Annotated in this window: 19 protein-coding genes and 3 tRNA genes; 10 read left to right on the top strand and 12 right to left on the bottom strand. The window is 62.7% G+C overall.

Features of this window, described 5'->3' with window-relative positions:
- Positions 1-783: 783 nt before the first annotated feature.
- The 5 genes from BM357_RS16385 to BM357_RS16365 all read left to right on the top strand — a co-directional run bounded on the left by BM357_RS16385 (position 784) and on the right by BM357_RS16365 (position 3539).
- A tRNA-Gly gene (locus BM357_RS16385) sits at positions 784-858 on the top strand.
- 5 nt (positions 859-863) lie between these two features.
- Positions 864-939: transfer RNA gene (locus BM357_RS16380), tRNA-Ile, on the top strand.
- 79 nt (positions 940-1018) lie between these two features.
- Positions 1019-1092: transfer RNA gene (locus BM357_RS16375), tRNA-Gly, on the top strand.
- Positions 1093-1437: 345 nt separating this feature from the next.
- Positions 1438-2148, top strand: coding sequence for a DNA/RNA nuclease SfsA (gene sfsA, locus BM357_RS16370; protein ID WP_074956006.1), 711 nt, complete (start codon positions 1438-1440; stop codon positions 2146-2148).
- Positions 2149-2681: 533 nt separating this feature from the next.
- Positions 2682-3539 carry an undecaprenyl-diphosphate phosphatase gene (locus BM357_RS16365; protein ID WP_245784053.1) on the top strand — a complete coding sequence of 286 codons (858 nt, stop codon included), beginning with the start codon at positions 2682-2684 and terminating at the stop codon, positions 3537-3539.
- A 116-nt stretch (positions 3540-3655) separates the two neighbouring features.
- Here BM357_RS16365 and BM357_RS16360 read toward each other — a convergent pair whose 3' ends face one another.
- From BM357_RS16360 to BM357_RS16335, 6 genes are all read right to left on the bottom strand, one after another.
- Complete coding sequence (locus BM357_RS16360; protein WP_074956000.1) at positions 3656-4618, bottom strand: LLM class oxidoreductase; 963 nt, start codon at positions 4616-4618, stop codon at positions 3656-3658.
- A 104-nt stretch (positions 4619-4722) separates the two neighbouring features.
- A complete protein-coding gene (locus BM357_RS16355; RefSeq protein WP_245784052.1) occupies positions 4723-5040 on the bottom strand; it encodes an ArsR/SmtB family transcription factor in 318 nt (105 codons plus the stop codon).
- 154 nt (positions 5041-5194) lie between these two features.
- Positions 5195-5866, bottom strand: a complete 672-nt coding sequence (locus tag BM357_RS16350) for a TetR/AcrR family transcriptional regulator (RefSeq protein WP_074955994.1) — start codon at positions 5864-5866, stop codon at positions 5195-5197.
- Positions 5867-5965: 99 nt separating this feature from the next.
- The gene (locus tag BM357_RS16345; RefSeq protein ID WP_074955990.1) at positions 5966-6997 is read right to left on the bottom strand and encodes an ABC transporter permease; all 1032 of its coding nucleotides are present in this window, start codon (positions 6995-6997) and stop codon (positions 5966-5968) included.
- Positions 6994-7740 (bottom strand): ABC transporter ATP-binding protein, encoded by a 747-nt coding sequence (locus BM357_RS16340; protein ID WP_074955986.1) that lies wholly within the window; start codon positions 7738-7740, stop codon positions 6994-6996. Before BM357_RS16340 ends, BM357_RS16345 begins: the two co-directional genes overlap by 4 nt.
- A 182-nt stretch (positions 7741-7922) precedes the next feature.
- On the bottom strand, positions 7923-8408 hold the full coding sequence (locus tag BM357_RS16335) for a glutathione peroxidase (protein ID WP_074955983.1): 486 nt from the start codon (positions 8406-8408) through the stop codon (positions 7923-7925).
- A 329-nt stretch (positions 8409-8737) separates the two neighbouring features.
- Here BM357_RS16335 and BM357_RS16330 point away from each other — a divergent pair, with 329 nt between their 5' ends.
- Genes BM357_RS16330 through BM357_RS20120 form a run of 3 tightly spaced genes read left to right on the top strand, consistent with a single transcriptional unit; the run spans position 8738 to position 11908 of the window.
- Positions 8738-11338, top strand: coding sequence for an MFS transporter (locus tag BM357_RS16330; RefSeq protein ID WP_074955980.1), 2601 nt, complete (start codon positions 8738-8740; stop codon positions 11336-11338).
- A 46-nt stretch (positions 11339-11384) separates the two neighbouring features.
- Positions 11385-11675: a PDDEXK family nuclease gene (locus tag BM357_RS20125; RefSeq protein ID WP_074955976.1), complete on the top strand. Its 291-nt coding sequence runs from the start codon at positions 11385-11387 to the stop codon at positions 11673-11675.
- Positions 11672-11908 (top strand): DNA/RNA nuclease SfsA, encoded by a 237-nt coding sequence (locus BM357_RS20120; RefSeq protein WP_074955973.1) that lies wholly within the window; start codon positions 11672-11674, stop codon positions 11906-11908. Before BM357_RS20125 ends, BM357_RS20120 begins: the two co-directional genes overlap by 4 nt.
- Here BM357_RS20120 and BM357_RS16315 read toward each other — a convergent pair.
- The 4 genes from BM357_RS16315 to BM357_RS16300 all read right to left on the bottom strand — a co-directional run bounded on the left by BM357_RS16315 (position 11890) and on the right by BM357_RS16300 (position 15587).
- On the bottom strand, positions 11890-12942 hold the full coding sequence (locus tag BM357_RS16315; protein ID WP_074955970.1) for an NADP-dependent oxidoreductase: 1053 nt from the start codon (positions 12940-12942) through the stop codon (positions 11890-11892). The genes BM357_RS20120 and BM357_RS16315 overlap by 19 nt on opposite strands.
- Positions 12943-13103: 161 nt before the next feature.
- Positions 13104-14000 carry an arginase gene (gene rocF, locus BM357_RS16310; protein WP_074955967.1) on the bottom strand — a complete coding sequence of 299 codons (897 nt, stop codon included), beginning with the start codon at positions 13998-14000 and terminating at the stop codon, positions 13104-13106.
- Positions 13997-15214, bottom strand: coding sequence for an ornithine--oxo-acid transaminase (locus tag BM357_RS16305; protein ID WP_074955964.1), 1218 nt, complete (start codon positions 15212-15214; stop codon positions 13997-13999). The genes rocF and BM357_RS16305 overlap by 4 nt, the downstream gene beginning before the upstream one ends.
- A gap of 142 nt (positions 15215-15356) precedes the next feature.
- Positions 15357-15587, bottom strand: coding sequence for a hypothetical protein (locus BM357_RS16300; RefSeq protein ID WP_245784051.1), 231 nt, complete (start codon positions 15585-15587; stop codon positions 15357-15359).
- A gap of 272 nt (positions 15588-15859) precedes the next feature.
- Here BM357_RS16300 and BM357_RS16295 point away from each other — a divergent pair, with 272 nt between their 5' ends.
- On the top strand, positions 15860-17320 hold the full coding sequence (locus BM357_RS16295) for a sigma-54 interaction domain-containing protein (RefSeq protein WP_074955958.1): 1461 nt from the start codon (positions 15860-15862) through the stop codon (positions 17318-17320).
- Positions 17321-17443: 123 nt separating this feature from the next.
- On the opposite strand, the gene BM357_RS16290 is transcribed toward BM357_RS16295, so the two are convergent.
- Positions 17444-17650 (bottom strand): hypothetical protein, encoded by a 207-nt coding sequence (locus BM357_RS16290; protein WP_074955956.1) that lies wholly within the window; start codon positions 17648-17650, stop codon positions 17444-17446.
- Positions 17651-17967: 317 nt separating this feature from the next.
- On the opposite strand from BM357_RS16290, the gene BM357_RS16285 reads away from it, so the two are divergent.
- Positions 17968-18501 (top strand): Uma2 family endonuclease, encoded by a 534-nt coding sequence (locus BM357_RS16285; RefSeq protein WP_074955954.1) that lies wholly within the window; start codon positions 17968-17970, stop codon positions 18499-18501.
- A gap of 123 nt (positions 18502-18624) precedes the next feature.
- On the opposite strand, the gene BM357_RS16280 is transcribed toward BM357_RS16285, so the two are convergent.
- Complete coding sequence (locus tag BM357_RS16280) at positions 18625-19284, bottom strand: macro domain-containing protein (RefSeq protein WP_074955951.1); 660 nt, start codon at positions 19282-19284, stop codon at positions 18625-18627.
- Between the last annotated feature and the right edge of the window lie 963 nt (positions 19285-20247).

Raw genomic sequence — 20247 nt, 5'->3', positions numbered from 1 at the left:
GCTCGCGTGACGTTTGGCGGCAGGCCAAGACGCCATACAACAGCATACAAACCAAGTGCCGTCGAATCTCGCAGAAAGACTCGTTCAGCAGACCCTATTTAGTACATTGACGGCACCGTTTGGTGACATTTTTAGCAGGTAAACCGGATGAGGGCTGCGCCTGCTCAAAGTGGCGGAGTGGATTCAATGCAGGATGGGGAAGAAAACGGGCATCAAGGTCCATCATTCCAACCGCCATTTTGACACCTATCGACACACAGGGCGTGATAAGTTAGTACCTGTGTGCCGACGGGAGGGCACGGATGAAGGGGATGAGAGATGCAGGATTATCGCGATCAACCACTCCGGAGCCCGTACATTTGGTGTATCGTGTGTAAGGCGCTGAGATCTTCCGATGATGCGGTGCGTGTGATGAGGACTGCCTTCCACGTCGCTCGCGATGGCATCTACCCGTACGGCGTGTGTAACCGACATCAGAGCACTGCAGACGATGGGAGGGCCGAGGGGAGTCCCTCATGATATTTGACCAGCCCGCGGGGACGCGGCCGACTTGCGGCCGGCTCACGGGACTCAAGGGACTGGCATGGGTGGATTCGCAGGCGAAGGTGCGGATCTTGCACCCACGTGGATGGACGCCATTATACCGATGTGTGCCGAGGGGCCGATGGGGCGGAGGAAGTCCGGCGGAGGTGACGCTGTAGAGGCCATGGAAAGGTTTGCACCTTGCCTGAACCGGGTATCCGTGGTATATTAATACGTGCTCAGGCATCATTGGGCGAGTGTGCGGTAGTGGCTCAGGGGTAGAGCACCGCCTTGCCAAGGCGGGGGTCGCGGGTTCAAATCCCGTCTACCGCTCCAGAATTGGGCCCATAGCTCAATGGTCAGAGCGGCCGGCTCATAACCGGTTGGTTCTAGGTTCGAGTCCTAGTGGGCCCACCACGGTTTTCACGTGGGACTCGGCCGAACAGAGCCGGCGGATTCGGGCCTGGACTCGTTACCATTTAAACTGTCAAACCATGCGGGTGTAGTTCAGTGGTAGAACTCCAGCCTTCCAAGCTGGCCGCGGGGGTTCGATTCCCCTCACCCGCTCCACACAATGATGGAAACCGCCTGAGGCCGACATGGCACTCAGGCGGTTTTGCCATATACGTACCTATTGCGGCGGCCGGGAAAGAGATCAGCCGGGAAAGAGACCAAAGGACGAAATTTCGGCTGCATGAGCAGTCTGGGGTTGCGATTCGTTTGCGGGGATTGGATCGTCGATCCTGTCATGCCACGGACGAGGTCCTTCGGTTTGATCAGAACCGTGTCGCATTGACTGAGACGTATGTGGGCGGGATGGCCGAGTTTTCGTGGGATTGCGGAAGGGCTCCCGATCCGTTCGACAATGAATGCGTTTCGACCGGAAGTCATTCCGCCGAAAATGGGGGAAGCTGAGTGACGTATGACGGTGTGGTGTACGGACAGTGGATCGAACGGATCAACCGGTTTGCCGCACGGGTCCGCCTGGGCGGCGAGGAGCTGCGCGTCCACGTGAAGAACACCGGCCGTCTGCGGGAGTTGTTCATACCCGGGGCGACCGTGGCCATGGAGCCGGCGAAGGACCTGCGGCGGGCGACCAGGTACTCCGTGATCGCGGTTCGAACATCGAGCGGATGGGTCAATGTGGATTCCCAGGCGCCTCACCGGGTGGCGGGTGACGCGCTGGCCGCAGGCGAAATATCGGAGTTCGGCGCGGTGACGGATGTTCGCCGGGAAGTGCGGTATGGTCATTCGCGCTTCGATCTGCAGTACCGATCCTCGGAGCGCATCGGCTTCATCGAGGTCAAGGGTGTGACGCTCGTGGAGGACGGTGTGGCGAAGTTTCCGGATGCGCCGACGGGGCGTGGATCGAAACACGTAAGCGAGCTGATGGCCGCGGTACGGGACGGGTACGAGGCCGCGGTGCTCTTCCTCATTCAACGTGAGGACGCTCGGGTATTCGCGCCCAATGTTGCGATGGATCCTGTGTTCGCCCGCGCCCTCCAGGAGGCGGCGGAGCGCGGCGTTCGCGTGTTGGCGTACCGCTGCCGGGTGGGGCCGGATGTGCTGGAGTTGGATGAACCGGTGCCGGTTGTGCCCCTGCGGGGCGTTCCCACCACTCCATAGGGCCACCTTGCAGGGATCCGGTACACCCGCTGGATGTCGGTATCTTCCACCACATCACAACGGTACGCTGTTTCCGGTTCACCCACTCCAGCGATCTTTGTCCCGATAGCACATTCGCTGTGGATCGACGGCCTCCAAGGCCTGTGACAGCAGGCGGCGTGCATTCAATCCGACATCCTTCCCCCCACGCCTTTCTCTTATTCCGCAAAGCTTCTGGAGTTAGAAACTGCCGATTTTTGGATTCCCCCTTCCTCTCGGGGACAGGCCTCACACAAACGTTACACGAAAATCGAATCATATCTTTTTGCCCTCCGTATCAGATAGCTTCACGAAACCTTTACAGAGGATTAACAACCGGCATGTATACTTGTACTTGTTTCGAAAGCCATCTTGCGTCATCACGGTTCCGCTCTCGCGCGCCTTGCCATGCCGCGCAGCGAGTGAGGTGAATCCAAAGGTCAATCCTGTTCCTATATGTCCCGTAATAGGGATTACCTCATGTGCCGCACTGTGGAATCCGCAAAGAAAGGACGATGTCGAGCGACATGCACTGGTCACAAATCCTTATCACCTCACTCGTTCAAGGCATCACCGAGCTTTTCCCCATCAGCAGCGTCGGACATGCTGTGATCTTGCCGTATCTCGCTGGATGGTCGGACATGCTCGATTCGGACCAGTTCCTCCCGTTCGTTGTGATGCTGCATCTCGGCACGGCCTTAGCGCTTGTGATTTATTTCTTCCGGGACTGGCTGGACTTCATCGGGGCCCTCTTTCAAACCGCTCATCCCAATCGCAGTCGGGCCGCACGCAGGCGCACGTTGTTGTTGCTAGTGGTGGCGACCATCCCAGCCGCGATCATCGGCAAATTGTTTGAACATAAATTCAGGGAGTTGTTCTCTTCTTCCTTATCTGCCGCCATCTTTTTGATGGTGAATGGCGTCATCCTTCTCATCGCGGATCGGCTCAAGAGGGGTCCTGGTCATTTGCGGATTGCAAAAATGAGCTACGTTCAGAGCTTCCTGATTGGTTGCGCTCAGGTGTTGGCGTTAATTCCGGGGATATCGAGATCTGGAATCACCATGACTGCGGGACTCGGAACGGGTTTGTCCTATGAGGAATCGGCTCGATTCAGTTTCTTGCTGGCAACGCCCATCATTTTGGGAGCCGGCATCCTTGAGGTGCCGAAGGTTCTCAAGACCCACGAGACCCATATCTTGCAGTATGGGGTGGTTGGCGGGATTCTGGCGGGTATTGTGGCCTACGTGAGCACCGCATTTCTCATGAAGTATTTCAAAACCCACGAGGTGCGGGCGTTCCGTCCCTTTGCCTATTACTGCATCGGAATCGGGGCCATCGTCGCGGTGATGTCGATCGCGCACATCCACTTCTAATGAGGCCCGAAGAAGCGGCGATATGACGAGGCCTAAACTGGCGAAACGGCAAAAACATGGGTAAGAGTTTGTGAAGGGTTCGGCCTGGATGGCTGAACCCTTCTGTCGGGGCGGGGTCACTTCAGCAGCGGCAAGACTTCCTCGCCGATTTCCTCCAACACTTCCTCCGCAGGGCGTCGACCGTACTTGAAATTGAGGATGACGTGGTTCACGCCGATCTGCTCCAGCCCTTTCAGATAGGCCAGCACGGCCTTGCGACCGCCGCGGAAGCCGAGGTGAATGGGTTCTGGCGGAATATCGGGATCGTCTGTGAGATCGACATAGAACGACTGAACCATCGGCTTGAATTGGCCAGGAGCCGCTTGCGCCAATGCTTCCTGCCACCGTCGGGCGATCTGAGACTGGATGGAAAGTGCCCGTGGATACGTGATCCAGCCGTCCGCCTCCTTGGCGATCCAATCCAGGCTCTGCTGGCTGTGCCCAGTGACCAGGACGGGAATCTGCGCGGAGGGCTTCGGAACCAAGTCGGCGTCCTGCATGTGACCGTAATACGGGGAGGAGAGAACCGGGAACTCCTTGGACCAGGCTTCGCGCAGGATCTGCAGATTGTGCCGGAATCGGTCCCCTCGCTCGTCGAAAGGCACTCCGAAGGCGGGAAACTCCACCGGGCGATCGCCAGAACCGACGCCCAGCACCAACCGCCCGCCGGACAGTTGATCCACGGATGCCGCGGCCTTCGCCGTGTGCAAGGGGTGGCGCAGCGTCAATACGATGGAACCGGTGGCCAAGGCGATCTCCCGAGTGTGCGCCGCGATCCAGCCGAGATACACCCACGGGTCGAACACTTGGCCCACGTCGCCGAAGTTGGGATCGCGCAGCGGTACGTCCCGCACCCACAGGGCCGCGAACCCGAGTTCCTCTGCGCGGCGGGCAAGCCGTTCCTGGTCCTGCATGGTGGGCTCGTCGCCGGAGAAGTTTTCGATGGGGAAGAACAGGCCGAGTGTGAGTTTCTTCGGCGAAAACATGCGGCGGTAGCCCCGGTTGTCCGTCACCTGTGAAGAGATGGGCGGATGAAACATCAGTCACTCCTCCTCGGATTGCGCCTTATCGTATTTGGAATTCGATATATATCGATATAGAGACCAAAAAATTGACCCACCCTTCATGGTCCGAGCCGCCGCCACTACGAGGAATCCGATTCCCCTGGACCGACGGCTCGCTCCAACTCTTCAAGAAACCGGCGAATCCCCTCTTCATCCCGGCGGTAGTAGGTCCACTGGCCCACCCGTTTGGACTGCACCAGTCCTGCCCGCTGCAGATCCGTCAGGTACTGGGATACGGTGGACTGGGAGAGGTCCGCCCGCCGTTGGATCACACTGACACAGACGCCATCGACGTCGAGATCTCCGACCTGCTGGTCAGAGAAGTAGCGTCGAGGTTCTCTGAGCCAGTTCAGGATCTGCAGGCGGACCGGATTCGCCAACGCCTTCAATGCCAACATCAGGTCCATGCCTTCAATATATCGAGAATGATCGATTTAGGCAAGGGTCGCTGCAGTGAAGCAAGGACTGCTGCAGTGAAGCAAGGGCCGCTGCAGTGAAGCAAGGGCTGCAACAAGGGCTGCGCGGAACCGAGGATCGGCCATCGACAAGGCCTCAATCCGCACCGCTCTTGGGTGTCAATCCGTGCATGATAAAACGGACCACACGCTCAATCTCTTCCTCATCGTTCCAGTCATACTCCGGAAACAGAAAACACCGGGTCAGAATGTAGCCCAGCACGGCCGACACGCTCATTCTCACGACCGCGAACGGGGGCATCTCCACGATTTCCCCGCGAGCCTGAAAATGCGTGACGATGCGCCTGAGCCGTTCGGCCACCTGAGGGATGAGCTCCTCCTTGAACTTGTCCCGCAACTCGGGATGAAACGGGATCTCGTGCAGCATGATCTTCACAATCGGTGCATTCTTTTTCACGAACTCAAGCCGGTTGCGCATGGCGGCGCGCAAGAAATCCTCAAAGTGTCGGTATTCCGTGTCCAGGACCTTCAGAAAGTCCCGGAGCACGAACGGCGCCACCAGCTTCGACATCATCGGCGTGACAATCGACAACAGGAGGTCTTTCTTGGTCTTGTAGTGACGGAAAATGGTACCCTCGGCCACGCCGGCTTTCTGTGCGATCTCGGCCGTCGACGTCGACGCGTATCCCTTTTCCGCAAATGTGTCCACCGCGGCTTGGATGATTCGGATCTGCCTTTCGGTCATCTTCTCGTCTTCATCGATGAGACGGAGAAGTGACGACAGCCACTGTTCCATCTCGTCGGCCATGTGGTTCACTCCCAAGATAGATCCAGTGTGGGCGAGAAGACCATTCGCGCGACCAGGGACGAAACCCTCGCGTCAAAAACTGCCCCGACGACGATGCTCCTACACCTTCCGATACTTGCGCAGCGTCAACACGTTCAGCACCATGAACACGATGGAGAACCCGAGAAGCACGGCCAAATCCACCGCGATGTCGCCAAACGACTTGCCTCGGATCATGACGTTGCGCATGGCGTCCGCTCCGTAGTAGAGGGGCATGATTTTGCTCAGCCAGCGCAGCCACTGCGCCATCGTGTCGATGTTGAACAGCCCTGAGAAGAACACCTGCGGCACGATGACGAGCGGGATGAACTGCATCATTTGGAACTCTGAGTTGGCAAAGGACGACAAGAAGATCCCCAGCGTGAGGGCGGTGATGGACAGCAGCAAAGTGACCAGCAATAGATTGATGAGCATCCCGTTCATCATCATGCCCAAGATGTCGACGCTGAACCAGGTGATCAGAATAGCTTGAATGGTGGTGAAGAGGCCAAAGCCGATCACATAGCCGATGACAATCTCCCAGCGTTTGATGGGCGTGGCCACGAGGCGCTCAAGGGTGCCTGTGGTGCGTTCCTTCAGGAACGAGATCCCGGCGACCAAAAATACGAAGAAGAAGGCGAAGAACCCGATGAGGACCGGGCCGAAGTTGTCGAAGGAGGACATGTCGGCCGATCCGTACAGATACGAGATTTTCGGCTGCACAGACCCGGCCGGCGATCCCGGCGAAGCCTGAACGAGCCGCTGCAAGTCAAGAAGAATCGCCTTGTTCTTGGAGGGATCGCTCCCTTCCAACACGACGTCCGGCGTTCCGTTCTGCATGCTGATGTAGGCATCGATGGTCTGAGTCTTCAGGGCGTCGAGTGCGCTGGTCGTCGAGGCATAGGAAATCAGGTTGACGTCTTCCTGCGACAGGCGCTCTGTAATCATGGCGGGGACGTCGACGATGCCGATTTTCGGCCTGTACGTGCTTCCGTTGAAGACCAAAGATACCAGTGTGAGAATCAGGAGGGGTGCCACCAACATGAGCATCAAGGTGCGCTTGTCGTGCAGGAATTGACGCCAAATCCGGAAAGCCAGGGCGCGAATCCTCATCCGCGAACACCTCCATAGGCGAGGAATGCTTCTTCGATGGTCGCGGAATGCGTGTGCGCCTTGAGTTCGTCCGGCGTCCCAACGGCAATCAGCCGTCCATCGCGAAGCATGCCCAAACGGTCACATTTCTCCGCTTCGTCCATGACATGGGTCGTCACCAGGATGGTGGTTCCGGCCCTGCCCATCGCCCGCAATTCATTCCAGATGGAGGCGCGCAGGGCGGGATCGATCCCGACCGTCGGCTCATCCAAAATCAGCACGCGCGGCCGATGCAGCAGCGCGATGGCGAGGGAAAGCCGCCGTTTCATCCCGCCCGAGTAAGCGGAGACCAGCTTCTTCATGGAATCGGTGAGGTTGACCAGTTCCATGACTTCCTCGATTCTCCGCTTTCGCTGTTTGCTCGGCAGGCCAAACAAGGATGCGAAAAAGTCCAGATTCTCCTTCGCCGTCAGATCCGTGTACAGGGCGTCCGACTGAGCCATGTATCCGATTTTTCCCAACATGTCGATCCGGGGCATCTGGACGCCGCCCACGACGACGGTTCCTCGGGTCGCTTCGTCAATCCCGGCGATGATTTTGACGAGGGTGGTCTTCCCGGAACCGCTGGGCCCCAACAGTCCGAAGACCTCCGCCGGCTTGACCTCGAGGCTGATGTCTTGCAGCACCATTTTCTTGCCAAATCTGCGATCCACGTGGCTGACCTGGATTCCCCATTCCTCTGTGCGACCTTCCTGGCCGGGCATGCCATTCACTCCTCGAATTGAAGTGAGTAATCACTCACATCCATTCATACCGCAGACGTGCGGTTTTCGCAAGAGGACATCCAGGAATGGGGCGGCGCGGATGGGGGATACCCTCCGCGCCGTCGCACCTCCGGCCGTCAGGGGAGGAGGCTGCTCATCCGTTCCAGATCGCGAAACGCTGGTCAGGGCTGATTCAGCGCCGCGACGATGTCCGGTTCGCACGCTTCAGGCGGCACGTTTGGCGCGAACCGCTTGATGACGTTGCCCTGACGGTCCACCAGGAACTTGGTAAAGTTCCACTTGATAGCCTCCGTGCCCAGCACGCCCTTTTCCTGGGACTTCAAGTACTTGTACAGGGGGTGCGCGTGCTCACCGTTCACCTCAATCTTGGCGAACACCGGGAACGTCACCTGGTAGTTGACCTTGCAGAAGGTCTGAATCTCCTCATTCGTTCCGGGTTCCTGACCACCAAACTGGTTGCAGGGAAACGCCAGCACCTCAAAGCCCTTCTCGTGGTGCGCCTCATACAGCTTCTGCAAGCCGGCGTACTGAGGCGTGAATCCGCAACGGCTGGCCGTGTTGACAATCAACAGCACCTTCCCGCGATAATCCGACAGCGGTTTCAACTGTCCGTCCGCCGTCTCAACGGTAAAGTCGTACACGCTCATGTCCCGTGATCCTCCTTCCTGATTCTCCATGTGTGTCTGTCCAAGACCATGATGCAACGGGATTCCATTCGACTGTAGCACATCTGGAGGAGACTGGGCACGTGACGTGTGCGACAGGAAGGGGTCCCTCAAGGCGTCCATGTCCATCGCACCTGGCCGCCGGGCGAACGATGGCTGGAGGACGGATGGACGACGGATTGTTCTACAAACACACGGAGTCCTATAATATACCAGAGCAAGAAAAACACGTTGTGGCAGTATGTGGTGTGCTGAATCGGTTCCTGGGTTCTGCAAGACCGCTGAGAAGTTTTCCAGGGGGTTGCCGCACCGTGCTGTTACATCTGTCGGAGCGACAAAAATCCATCGCTGTCCACGTGTATGCTGTCAATCTCTATGCGTTCTCGCTCAACTTTCACACCTCGGCATTGCTCACCATCGTGGTACCGGCGGCCTTGGATCGCCTAACGGGGCCCCGGCACACCCAGGTGCTCGGTCAACTGGCCGCCATCAGCGCCCTCGTCTCCATGCTGCTTCCGCTCATCGCCGGAATCTGGTCCGACTCGGTCAAAGCGCGTGGCGGAAAGCGCCGTCCGTTCATTCTGTACGGAGGCTTGCTCAATGCCCTCGGGCTCTTTGGCATGTACGATACCCATCACTTCGGCCTGTGGGTGATCTCGTTTCTGCTTTCGATTGTCGGCCAAGGCATCACCGTCGCGGGATACCAAGCCCTGTGGTCGGACGTGGTTCCGGCGGAATCTCGCGGCCTGGCGGCCGGTGGACAAGGCGTCGCGACGCTGCTGGGCAACATCTGCGGGCTGGTCCTGTCAGGGGTACTGGGACCGGTCCGGGTCGTCGCCGCCATGGCCGCCGCGATGTTGGCGGGGATGCTCGCCACCGTGCTGTGGGTTCGTGAGCCCGACACCGACGGGATCGAAGGGGGAAGCGCGGACGGACCGCGGCAGGGCCATCATTCGGATACGGGGAAGGGGGCGCCGTCGATCACGCTGTCGCTGCGTCCACCTGCCGCCAACCGGCGCGACTTTTTCAGCGTCTTCTGGGCGCAGGCGTTTGTGACCTTCGGCATGACGCTGCTGATGACCTTTGTCATGTACTTCTTCCAAGACGTCCTGCACATGCACAACCCAACGGCAGGCACCGCGGGCGTCGCCACCCTGGCGCTGTTCGGGGCCGTCCTCTCCAGCATCTATCTGGGCCGTATCTCGGATCGGACGCAGCGCCGCAACCTGGTGGCCCTCTCCGGTGCTCCGATGGCGCTGGCCGCCATCGGATTTGCGTTCCTGCAGTCGCCGTCGTGGCTGTACGCCTTTGCCGTGCTGTTCGGCCTCGGCTACGGCGCCTTCCTGTCCACCGGTTGGGCGCTCACGGTGGACGTTCTGCCGGACGCCCGCAGCATCGCCCGCGATCTTGGCATCTGGGGCATCGCGTCCACCCTTCCCGCCGTCATCGCGCCTGTGGTCGGTGCGTGGCTGCTCGGGCGGTTCGCGCAGCCGAGTCACGGGTACCAGGTTCTGTTTGTGCTGGCGGGGGTCAGTCTGGGACTGGGCGGCCTGACTGTTCTGCGTGTCGGGACGCGGACGCGGTCCCCGCTTTGGGGTGTCCCGCTGCGCTTGTTGATTGCCGTCATCGTCGCGACGGCCGTGCTCGTCCAGTGCCGTGTGCGCGTCGACGGCCGTTTGCCGCTGCGGCGCGGGTCGACCCTCGTCATCTCCAACCACCTGCACGATCTCGACGGCATGGTCCTGCCCGCCTGGCTGACGTTGGCCGGACCGTGGCGCCACCCTGTCTATTACGCGGCGTCCCAGCGCCTGTTTGAGCCGGGCTTCCTGGCGCTGCGGTTCCCCAAACTCAAGCGTTTCCTGCGCCGCGTGAACCTCGGCCCCCTGTTCGCCGCGGTGGGCGTGCGCCCCATAGAAAACCAACCGCTTTCCCGCCCGTTCGCCAGTTACGGTTATCAGGCCCTGCGCGCGGCCGGAAACCGGCCACTCCGCGAGGTGTTCACCGAGCAGGCGCTGCAATCCTTGGGGCTCCGTGCGGAGGACCCGCTCTCCGCCCTGTGGAGCGCCGCCGCATTCGACGCGGCACAACGCCCCGCTTCGCTGACCGCGTTGCGGCGGGAGGTCCGCAGCCAGGTCCGGGAGGCGATGCGCACCGCCTTGACGGAACAGATCAATGGCCTGGTGAAGGAAGTGGAGACAGGCGGTACCCTGTTCCTCACGCCGGAGGGCAAGTACAGCGACGATGGCCTCCTGCACCGGTTCCGGCTGGCCTATGAACCGCTGTTCCGCGCCGCGCGCCAACACTACATCGCTGCCATTTCGTACGATCCGTTCGCATACAGACGGCGCCTCGGCGTTTGGGTGCGCATCGTGCCCGTGCCCCCTGCCCAGGATGTCGTCCAGATGCTGCGCGCCCACCGCGTGATCACGGTCAGCCAGGTGATCCTGCACGTTCTCACGACAGGGGGCCACCGCGATACCGGTTCCGGGGATGAGGAAGCGCGCCCCACGCAGATCCCGGGCCAACCCCAGGCGCATCCGGCGTTGGTGGCGGCCGGCCGTACACCCGCGGCCGGTGCCTCCACAGGGCTCACCCGAGCCGAGGTGGAACGGGGCGTGATGCACTTCTTGGCGCAGTTGCCGGAGTCCGTGCAGGCGGCTGCGGATCTTCGCGCCAACCCGCGCCGTGCCGTGCACCGTGCGCTCACCTCCATGGTCCGCGCGGGTGTGCTGCAGGAGCAAGACGGCCGGTACACCCTTGGCGCATGCAAGACGAACCGCCATTTCCCCAACGTGCCGGACATCGTGTCCTTTTTCACCAACGCACTGAACGAGACGCTGCAGGCGGCGGACGGTGGCCGCGGTTCCCGTGGGGATTGCGGCAGAGCTCCAGATCCGCACGACGATGTGTGACGAGGTGTTTCGACAGGACTCATACCGCAGAAATGAGGGAAGCCGGGTGACGTATGACGGCGTGGTGTACGGGCAGTGGATCGAACGGATCAACCGGTTCATGGCGCGGGTCCGCCTGGGCGGGGAGGAGCTGCGGGTCCACGTGAAGAGCACCGGCCGGCTGCGGGAGCTGTTCGTACCCGGGGCGACCGTGGCCATGGAGCCGGCGAAGGACGGGATGCGGGCGACCAGGTACTCGGTGATCGCCGTTCAGGCTCCGAGCGGATGGGTCAATGTGGATTCCCAGGCGCCTCACCGGGTGGCGGGCGACGCGCTGGGCGCGGATCGAAACACGTGAACGAGCTGATGGCCGCGGTGCGGGAAGGGTACGATGCTGCAGTGCTCTTCCTCATCCAACGCGAGGACGCCCGTGCATTCGCGCAGAATGGTGCGATGGATCCGGTGTTCGCCCGCGCCCTGGAGGAGGCGGCGGACTGCGGCGTGCGCGTGTTGGCCTATCGCTGCCGGATGGGTCCGGATGCGCTGGAGCTCGGTACACCGGTGCCGGTGGTTCATGCCCTGGCTGGTTGACTCGGTTCGGCCACCTTTACCAAGAGCTTGCCAATGTTGTCGCCGCGGAACAGGCCGAGGAAGGCGTCGGGCAGGCGCTCGAACCCTTCCACCACCGTCTCGCGGCACTTCAGCCGCCCCGACTGGTGCCACGCGGCGAGGCGGCGGAGCCCTTCGTCGAAGCGGCGGGCGAAGTCGCTGACGATGAATCCCTGGGCGCACAACCGGCGCATCACGAACAGCGGGAACAGGCGCGGGCCCACCTCGGGGCGTTCCAGATTGTACGCCGCGATTTGGCCGCACAGCACGATGCGGCCGAAGTCGTTCATCTGGAACAGCACGGCGTCGGTCACCGGGCCGCCGACGTTGTCAAAGTAGACGTCGATGCCGTTCGGGCAGGCGTCCCGCAGGGCAGATCGGAGGTCGTCCGTCTTATAGTTGATCCCCGCGTCGAATCCCAGCTCCTCGGTCAGATACCGGATCTTCTCGTTCGATCCCGCGACGCCCACGACCCGGCATCCGTTCATCTTCGCCAGTTGGCCGGCCACGCTTCCGACCGCGCCGGCGGCGCCGGAGACGACCACCGTCTCCCCCGGCTTGGGCCGGCCGACTTCCAGGAGGCCGAAGTAGGCCGTCAGCCCCGTCATGCCGACGACGCCGAGTGCGGCGGTCACCGGGCGGAGGTTTGGATCGACGGGGCGGATGCCGCGGCCGTCCGACAGGGCATACAGCTGCCAGGGCAGATCGCCAGTGATCAGATCTCCCGGTCTGTAGGCTGGATGGCGGGATGCCACCACCTCGCCGATGCCGCCGCCCCGGATGGGTTCACCGACGGGAAACGGGGGCGTGTACGACTTGACGTCGTTCATGCGGCCGCGCATGTACGGATCGACCGAGAGCCACAGGGTCCGGATCAACACCTGGCCCTCGCGCGGCTCGGGGATGTCGGAAGACACGAACTGGAACGTGTCCGGACCCGGCAAACCGACCGGACGTTTGGCCAAGAGAATCGCCTGGTTTTGCACGGTGCAACGCCTCCTCACGGAAGATTTCATCCGGGCGAGGGCTCATGGATTCCGCGCGATTGAGCTCCATCGACACAAAAGATACCACAAGAGATACCACCATGATCCACGATTGCGCGGCCGCACTCTTGAAGCACCCGCGGGCGCCACAGCGATGGTGCGGCGGAAGATGGTGAGGGGGCGGGGATAGGTCACATCACGCGCTTGCCGAGTAGCGACTCCACCAACTCCACGGCCATGCGTCCCGTCTGATTGCGGTGGTCGAGGATGGGGTTGACCTCCACCACGTCGACGGACAGGAGGCGCCCGGAGTCGGCCAGCAGCTCCATCGCCAGGTGGCCCTCCCGGTAGGTGACTCCTCCGTTGACCGGGGTGCCGACGCCGGGGGCGAACATCGGATCGAGCGCGTCCAGGTCCAGGCTGAGGTGAATCCCGTCCGTGCCGTCTCCCGCGATGCGGATGGCCTGTTCCATGACCGTGCCCATTCCGAGGCGATCAATCTCCGCCATCGTGAACACGGTGATGCCGGACTGGCGGATGAGGCGGGCCTCGTCGGCATCAACGGAGCGAGCGCCGACGAGCACCACGTGTTGCGCCTTCACCTTCGGCGCGGGGCCGCCGAGCTCCGTCAGCGACGGGTGGCCGAGGCCGAGGCTCGCCGCCAAAGGCATGCCGTGGATGTTGCCGGACGGGGTGGTCTCGTCCGTGTTCATGTCGCCGTGGGCGTCGAACCAGATGACGCCGAACCGCTTGCCGGCCGCCGCGACGCCGGCCAGGCTGCCGATGGCGACACTGTGATCGCCCCCCAACACCAACGGGATCTGGCCCGCGGCGACCACGTCCCGCACCCGTTCGCACAGGGCGGTGCAGACGGCGATCACCTCGTCGAGGTACTTCAGCTTCTCGTTGTCGATGTGGCGCGTCTCCGGCGTCGGGACGGGGACGTCGCCGAGGTCCGTCACGTCGAGGCCCATGTCACGCAACTTCTCGCGCAGACCGGCGTAGCGGATGGCACTCGGCCCCATGTCGACGCCGCGCCGGCCCTGGCCGTAGTCGGACGGCACCCCGATGATGCGGATCGGTTTCATCCTCGGATCCCTCCCTCGCTCGCCTCATTCAGCACCCGTTGTATCCGCTCGAACGCCCAGTCCAGCGTCTCCTCGTCGATGACGAGCGGAGGCGCGAAGCGGATGGTGTGTTCATGCGTCTCCTTGCACAGCAGGCCTTCTTTCATCAGCCGCTCGCAGTATGGCCTCGCCTTCGTGTGCAGTTCGATCCCGATGAACAGCCCCCGCCCGCGGATCTCCCGGATGACGGGGCTGTGCAGGGTCCGCAGTCGCTGCAGGAAGGATTCACCGAGCCGGCGGGATCGGCCGGGGAGATCCTCCTCTTCGATGACCTCCAGGGCGGCGATGGCGACGGCGCATGCGAGCGGGTTGCCGCCAAAGGTGGACCCGTGCGATCCGGGCTCGAACACACCGAGCACCTCCTGGCTGGCGGCGACGGCGGACACCGGGAACACCCCGCCGCCGAGGGCTTTGCCGAGGATGTACACGTCCGGCTTCACCCCTTCCCAGTCGCAGGCGAACATCCTGCCGGTGCGGCCGAGGCCCGTCTGAATCTCGTCGGCCACAAACAGCACCCGGTGGTCGCGGCACAGGTCGTACGCCTGCTGCAGGTAGCCGTCCGGCGGGATGACGATGCCGGCCTCGCCCTGGATGGGTTCGACGAGGAACGCGGCGGTGTTCGGCGTGATGGCTTGGCGGAGGGCTGTGATGTCGCCGTACGGGATGACCTTGAACCCGGGCGTGAGCGGACCGAAGCCGCGTTGATACTCGGGGTCCGACGAGAAGGAGACGACGGTGGTCGTGCGGCCGTGGAAATTGCCCTGGCAGACGATGATCTCCGCCTGCCCGTCGGGAACGCCCTTGACGTCATACGCCCACCGGCGCACCGCCTTGATGGCCGTTTCCACCGCCTCGGCGCCGGTGTTCATCGGCAGGATCATGTCCTTGCCGGTCAACTGGGCGAGTTTCTCGTAAAATCGGCCGAGCTGGTCGTTGCAGAAGGCGCGCGAGGTGAGGGTGATGCGATCCGCCTGGTCCTTGAGCGCCCGGATGATTTTGGGGTGCCGGTGGCCCTGGTTCAGCGCCGAGTAGGCGCTGAGCATGTCCAGGTAACGGTTGCCCTGGTCGTCCCACACCCACACGCCTTCGCCGCGCACCAGCACCACGGGCAGCGGGTGATAGTTCTTGGCGCCGTACTGTTCTTCCAACCGCAACGCGGGGGATGGCGTCCGCATGTCCAATTCCTCCTCTGCATGAAGCCCACCGCCCATAGTATTCCAAAGGGCGGCGCGCGGACACACGGGATCAGCAAGAAATGTGCCAAGGGCGAAGCGGACGAAGCGGAGGAAACGGACGAAGCGGCAGTCCCCGGCCGGGTCAGCGGGCTCGCCGGCGGGCCTGCCACGGACGGTCGTCCGTCACCAATACGAGGGTGTGGTCGCTGACGAAACACAGGCGGTATCCGCGCGCCAGGATGGTTTCCAGGGCGTATGCGACGGTGCGGCCGAGGAGGTCCGCGATCACGATGTCGGGGTCCATGCTGCTGCCGGCGGTGACCACCACCTCGGCGCTGCCGGTGGTGGCGATGGACAGGAAGATCACCTTCATCCTCATTCCTCCGTTCATTGGCCATCGGATGCGCTGGGGACGGGATTTGCCCGGGCGGACGGGGGACGCGCGCGAGGCGAGGGGCATCCGCGCGGCGGGCCGACTCGAACGCGCCCGGTGGATGCGAACGCGGGGGACTCAACGTTGGCGGGCGTGGGCGTCTGTTGTGAAAAACGGTTTTGCGCAAAACAGTATATATGCGCAAATAGTATTTGCACCGGGCGTCAGTCGGGCGTATCCTCAAAGGAGGACCCGAAAACGGAGGGTGGACGATGGAAGACCGTCAAGCATGGCGAACCCTGGCGGAGCAGGTGTTGGATCACCTGGAAGAAGGGGTGCACGTGGTCGACGCACAGGGGCGGACGGTGTTTTACAACGCAAAGATGGCGGTAATGGAGCAGATGCGTCCGGAGGACGTGCTGGGGCGGCCCATCCAGGAAGTGTTCCGGTTCCAGGAGGCGGGCGGGAGCACGCTCCTCGAGGCGGTTCGGGAGGGGCGCGTCACCCGGAACGTGCGCCAGACCTACTTCAACAGCCACGGGACGCGCATCACCACCATCAACCACACGTATCCGCTTCGTTTGGGCGATCACATTGTCGGCGCCGTGGAAATTGCCCGCGACGTGACTCGGGTGGAGCGGCTGCAGGAGCACCTGGTGGCGGGAACCGGGGCCCGGTACACCTTCGACGCCATCGTGCGCGCCAGCGCGGCCATGGACGAGGTGGTGGAACAGGCACGGCGGGCCGCTCGCACCGATTCTTCCATCCTCATCGTCGGGGAGACCGGGACCGGCAAGGAGCTCCTGGCCCAGAGCATCCACCAGGCCAGCCCGCGGGCGGCGGGGCCATTCGTGGCACAGAACTGCGCGGCGCTGCCGGAAGCGTTGATGGAGGGGATCCTGTTCGGGACCGCGAAGGGCGCGTTCACCGGCGCGATCGATCGGCCCGGCCTGTTTGAACAGGCCCACGGCGGGACCCTGCTGCTCGACGAACTGAACGCCATGCGCCCGGCGCTGCAGGCGAAGCTCCTGCGCGTCCTGCAGGAGCGCACGGTGCGGCGCCTCGGCGACACGAAGGAACGGCGGGTGGACGTGCGGATTGTGGCGACGATGAACGACGATCCGCTCGCCGCCCTGTCAGCGGGGCGGCTGCGGCGGGACCTGTTCTATCGGCTGAGCGTGGTGACGCTGGTGCTGCCGCCCCTGCGCGAGCGGATGGAGGACGTGCCGGTGTTGGTGCGCACGTTCATCGGCAAGTACAACCGCCTGTTCGGGCTTCACGTGCAAGGGGTGGCGCCCCACCTGATGCGGGCATTCTTGCGCTACCATTGGCCGGGCAACGTGCGCGAGCTGGAGCACACCGTTGAAGGGGCGATGAACCTGGTCCAGGGGGAGGAATGGCTGCAGATGCACCACCTGCCCCTGTATTTGCGCCGGCGGTTCGAGGCGGAGGCAGACGCGCCGGAGGGAAGCGGCGGCTCCGCGGTACAGGCACAGGCTCAGGGAGCCGCGCAGGATGCGGCGCAGTTACAGGCTCAGGCTGCCGTGCAGGATGCGGCCAAGGATGCCAGCGGGCGCCTGCGGGATCGACTGGCTGGATATGAACGGGCGGTCCTCGCGGACGTGCTCGCCCGCCACGGGGGCAATATCTCGGCGGCGGCGCGGGAGTTGGGGACGACGCGGCAGAACCTGCAGTACCACCTGCGCAAGGTGGGACTGCGGCCGCGGAGGTGATCTCGTCGTGGCTGCCCGTGCGCGCGAGGGGCGTCGGTTGGGAACGGTCCCCTCGCGCTGGTCTGCGTTCGCCGGGCCCGGGTGCCTCACGAGACGCGGGACTTGACGCGTGTCAAGCCTCGGTCAGGGGTGATGCGGGGGGTGGCAGCCGGGGCAACCGGGATCGATGGTGATCTGCTGCTGGGAAGGTTGCGTGTAGTACCTGGGCACGTTGACGATGACGTTGCGCCGCACATGGATCACCGGTTGAACCACCGGCACTTCGCGGCAAACATAGCAGTCATGATAAACGTACACCGGTGGACGCACAATCGGCGGACACGGTTTCATGAGTGTCACCCTCCTCTCTGATTTGTATCATGACATGCGTGGACAGGTATTTGTTGACAGGGACAGATGGCCGATGGCAGACGCCCCGTTCGCTGCAGACAGGTCTGGAACGGGCGGAAGGGATTCCGTAAACTGGTGGCAAGGTGACAGGCCCCGCGTCGCGAGCCTTCGATCCGCATCCCCAAGTAGCGTACCGGTCTGCGGGGTGCCAGTCGCGGGGTGCCGGTAGCGGGAGTGTCGGTCTGCGGCGCATCCTCTCAAGAGCTGGTCAAGAGCTGGCGAGCTTGCGGAGACTTGGATTGGATGGGGGTGGACGTATGGACGCAGATCAGGTACGCGAGGCGCTGCCGGAGCGGTACGAGGTCATTGGCGGCAAGGTGTACGACATGTCCCCGCCGCCCGCCGAGCCGCACCAGCGGATCGTCGGCGCAATCTATGCACATCTCTATGCGTTTCTGAAGGGAAAGACGTGCCGGGCATATGTGGCCCCGTTCGGCGTCTGGCTGGACGAGGCGAGCGGGGACTACGTGGAGCCCGACATCGCGGTCATCTGCGATCCGGCGAAGATTCAGCACAAGGGGTGCGTGGGGGCGCCGGATCTGGTGATTGAAATTCTCAGCCCGTCAACGGCGGTCAAGGATAAGTCGGTCAAGCGCGACCTGTACCGGGAGAAGGGTGTGCGTGAGTACTGGCTGGTCGATCCGATGCTCCAAACAGTGGAGGTTTACCGGTTCGAGGGCCCGGCCGGCGGCCCGATGGCAGCGCCGGCAGTCTACGGTGCGGCGGACGTGGTACCGGTCGGCGCATTGGACGGCGTGTCGGTGGACATGCGCGACGTCTTCGAGACGTGACAGGGGCCTGGCTCACGGGGCCTGGCTCTGCACGGGGTTCAGTTCTCCAGGGAGCTCGGCCTGCCACGCGGCTCCGCCGTCCGAGAGGCTCAGCCGTGTAAGCGGCTCCGCATGCCGCGTTGCTCAGCCCTCCGCCAACACCGCCTCCAGTGCCTCGACGTACACGTCGTAGTCGGCGCGCGTGAACAGTACCATCCGGACCTCCGCGATCCCGCCAGGTCCATGGTGGCTCGCAGTGGCGTCCCGTGCTCTTAGCCCGCTCTTTTCTGCCGGCTCGGACCGCTCCACCGCCTCTTTGTCGTCGGCCCCAGTCGCATCTACGCCGCGAAGGAAATCCACGATGGTCCCAAGCGCAATCCGCGATGCCCAGCGCACATCGCATCCGAACGCACCCGTGCTGATGGACGGAAAGGCGACGGATTTCAACCCCGCTTCCGCCGCCAACTGCAGGCAGTTCCGGTAGGCCGCCGCGAGGAGACGATCCGGGTGCGGATCGATCCCGCAGATGGGCCCCACCACATGAATGACGTGCCGGGCCTTGAGCCGGTAGCCGTTCGTCATCACGGGTTGGGCCGTCTCCACGTAGGCGCCGCCCAGCACCTCTTTGCGGATGCGCTTGCATTCGGCGAGCAGCTCTGGTCCCGCCGCCTGGTGAATGGCTCCGTCCACCCCGCCGCCCCCGAGCAGCGTCTTGTTGGCCGCGTTGACGATGGCATCCACATCCTGATGGGTGATGTCGCCTTGGACGAGCGTGATCGATCCGTGGCCGACTTGAACTTGCATACGGTGTTGCCGCCTTTCGTGGAGAGTGAAATTTTGCTGTTTTGGAACAAAGTCTATGCCTTGGCAGTTCCCCTAACATGGGACATGATAGAATGATTCGTGGGAGAGGGGGAGCCTTCTCCGCGTCCACTTCCTAGTGAAAGGAGGTGGAACGGGTTGAGTGCGTATCTCATCCTGCTGGGGATTGCAGCCGTGGTTCGCGCGGTCGCAACCCTGGTTTGGGCAACGAGAAAGGACCCCAGCGGCCACCACACCAAACGGGGTCCTCACTCAACCAACCGCGGAAGAGGGTAGTACCCTCTTCCGTTTGTTATTCTATGCACATTATACCACAACATCCGCTGGCACAAACACGTTTCGAACATCGGCGGACGGTGTGGCCGGTGGAGGCGGTGGGCAGGCGGGGGGGAGGTCGGGGGGAGGTCGGGGGGGGGTCGGGGGGCCGTGTGATGGCCGTGTCCAAAAATGCGGCTTAACTTCGTGGATTTCGGCCTTCCTTTGGCATCGAGACCGTCCGATAACCAGCATTGTCGTGCTATCTCACGCCTCGGCGAGGTTGACCCACGCGACTTTGTCAGGAAACCCGGCCTAAAAGGGCCCGGATCGCACTCGTATCCCGCCCGGACCCTGGGTTTTTGTCCGATTTCTCGATTTTCGGTTGGGGGTTTACGGGTTGGGGGATATGAATGGGTGCCGATCCGACCCCCTGTTCGGCGAGCCGCTTCATCATGGCATCCGGCTTCATGAAGGCTTCATGAAGGCGCAATGGACGCCCCCAGCACTGTTTCATGAGTTGATGTTTCCGCCCGCCGCCGCACAGGCGGGCCTGTTGTGGTTTACCTGGGGCCCCATGTGCGCCTGAAGCCACCCACTCCGTGTCCCGGACCCGCTCCATCCATCCGCGCCCCTTCCAGTACATGTCATCGTTTTGGGGACCTGGCGGGGACCCTTCGTTGGCGGTGG

It is taken from the genome of Paenalicyclobacillus macrosporangiidus (assembly GCF_900116805.1).
Classification (GTDB): Bacteria; Bacillota; Bacilli; order Alicyclobacillales; family Alicyclobacillaceae; genus Alicyclobacillus_H; species Alicyclobacillus_H macrosporangiidus.
This window is presented reverse-complemented; position numbering and strand designations above follow the sequence as displayed.

Excerpts from the sequence above, each read along its gene's own strand:
- BM357_RS16360 (WP_074956000.1), bottom strand. The coding sequence starts at position 4,618 with ATGTTTCATCCGCCCATCTCTTCACAGGTGACGGACAACCGGGGCTAC.
- rocF (WP_074955967.1), bottom strand. The coding sequence starts at position 14,000 with ATGAAACCGATCCGCATCATCGGGGTGCCGTCCGACTACGGCCAGGGC.
- BM357_RS16365 (WP_245784053.1), top strand. The coding sequence starts at position 2,682 with ATGTCGAGCGACATGCACTGGTCACAAATCCTTATCACCTCACTCGTT.
- BM357_RS16305 (WP_074955964.1), bottom strand. The coding sequence starts at position 15,214 with ATGCGGACGCCATCCCCCGCGTTGCGGTTGGAAGAACAGTACGGCGCC.
- BM357_RS16315 (WP_074955970.1), bottom strand. The coding sequence starts at position 12,942 with ATGAAATCTTCCGTGAGGAGGCGTTGCACCGTGCAAAACCAGGCGATT.
- BM357_RS16350 (WP_074955994.1), bottom strand. The coding sequence starts at position 5,866 with ATGGCCGACGAGATGGAACAGTGGCTGTCGTCACTTCTCCGTCTCATC.
- BM357_RS16340 (WP_074955986.1), bottom strand. The coding sequence starts at position 7,740 with ATGCCCGGCCAGGAAGGTCGCACAGAGGAATGGGGAATCCAGGTCAGC.
- BM357_RS16285 (WP_074955954.1), top strand. The coding sequence starts at position 17,968 with ATGGACGCAGATCAGGTACGCGAGGCGCTGCCGGAGCGGTACGAGGTC.
- BM357_RS16335 (WP_074955983.1), bottom strand. The coding sequence starts at position 8,408 with ATGAGCGTGTACGACTTTACCGTTGAGACGGCGGACGGACAGTTGAAA.
- BM357_RS16355 (WP_245784052.1), bottom strand. The coding sequence starts at position 5,040 with ATGTTGGCATTGAAGGCGTTGGCGAATCCGGTCCGCCTGCAGATCCTG.
- BM357_RS16345 (WP_074955990.1), bottom strand. The coding sequence starts at position 6,997 with ATGAGGATTCGCGCCCTGGCTTTCCGGATTTGGCGTCAATTCCTGCAC.
- BM357_RS16300 (WP_245784051.1), bottom strand. The coding sequence starts at position 15,587 with ATGAAGGTGATCTTCCTGTCCATCGCCACCACCGGCAGCGCCGAGGTG.
- BM357_RS16290 (WP_074955956.1), bottom strand. The coding sequence starts at position 17,650 with ATGAAACCGTGTCCGCCGATTGTGCGTCCACCGGTGTACGTTTATCAT.
- BM357_RS16280 (WP_074955951.1), bottom strand. The coding sequence starts at position 19,284 with ATGCAAGTTCAAGTCGGCCACGGATCGATCACGCTCGTCCAAGGCGAC.
- BM357_RS16295 (WP_074955958.1), top strand. The coding sequence starts at position 15,860 with ATGGAAGACCGTCAAGCATGGCGAACCCTGGCGGAGCAGGTGTTGGAT.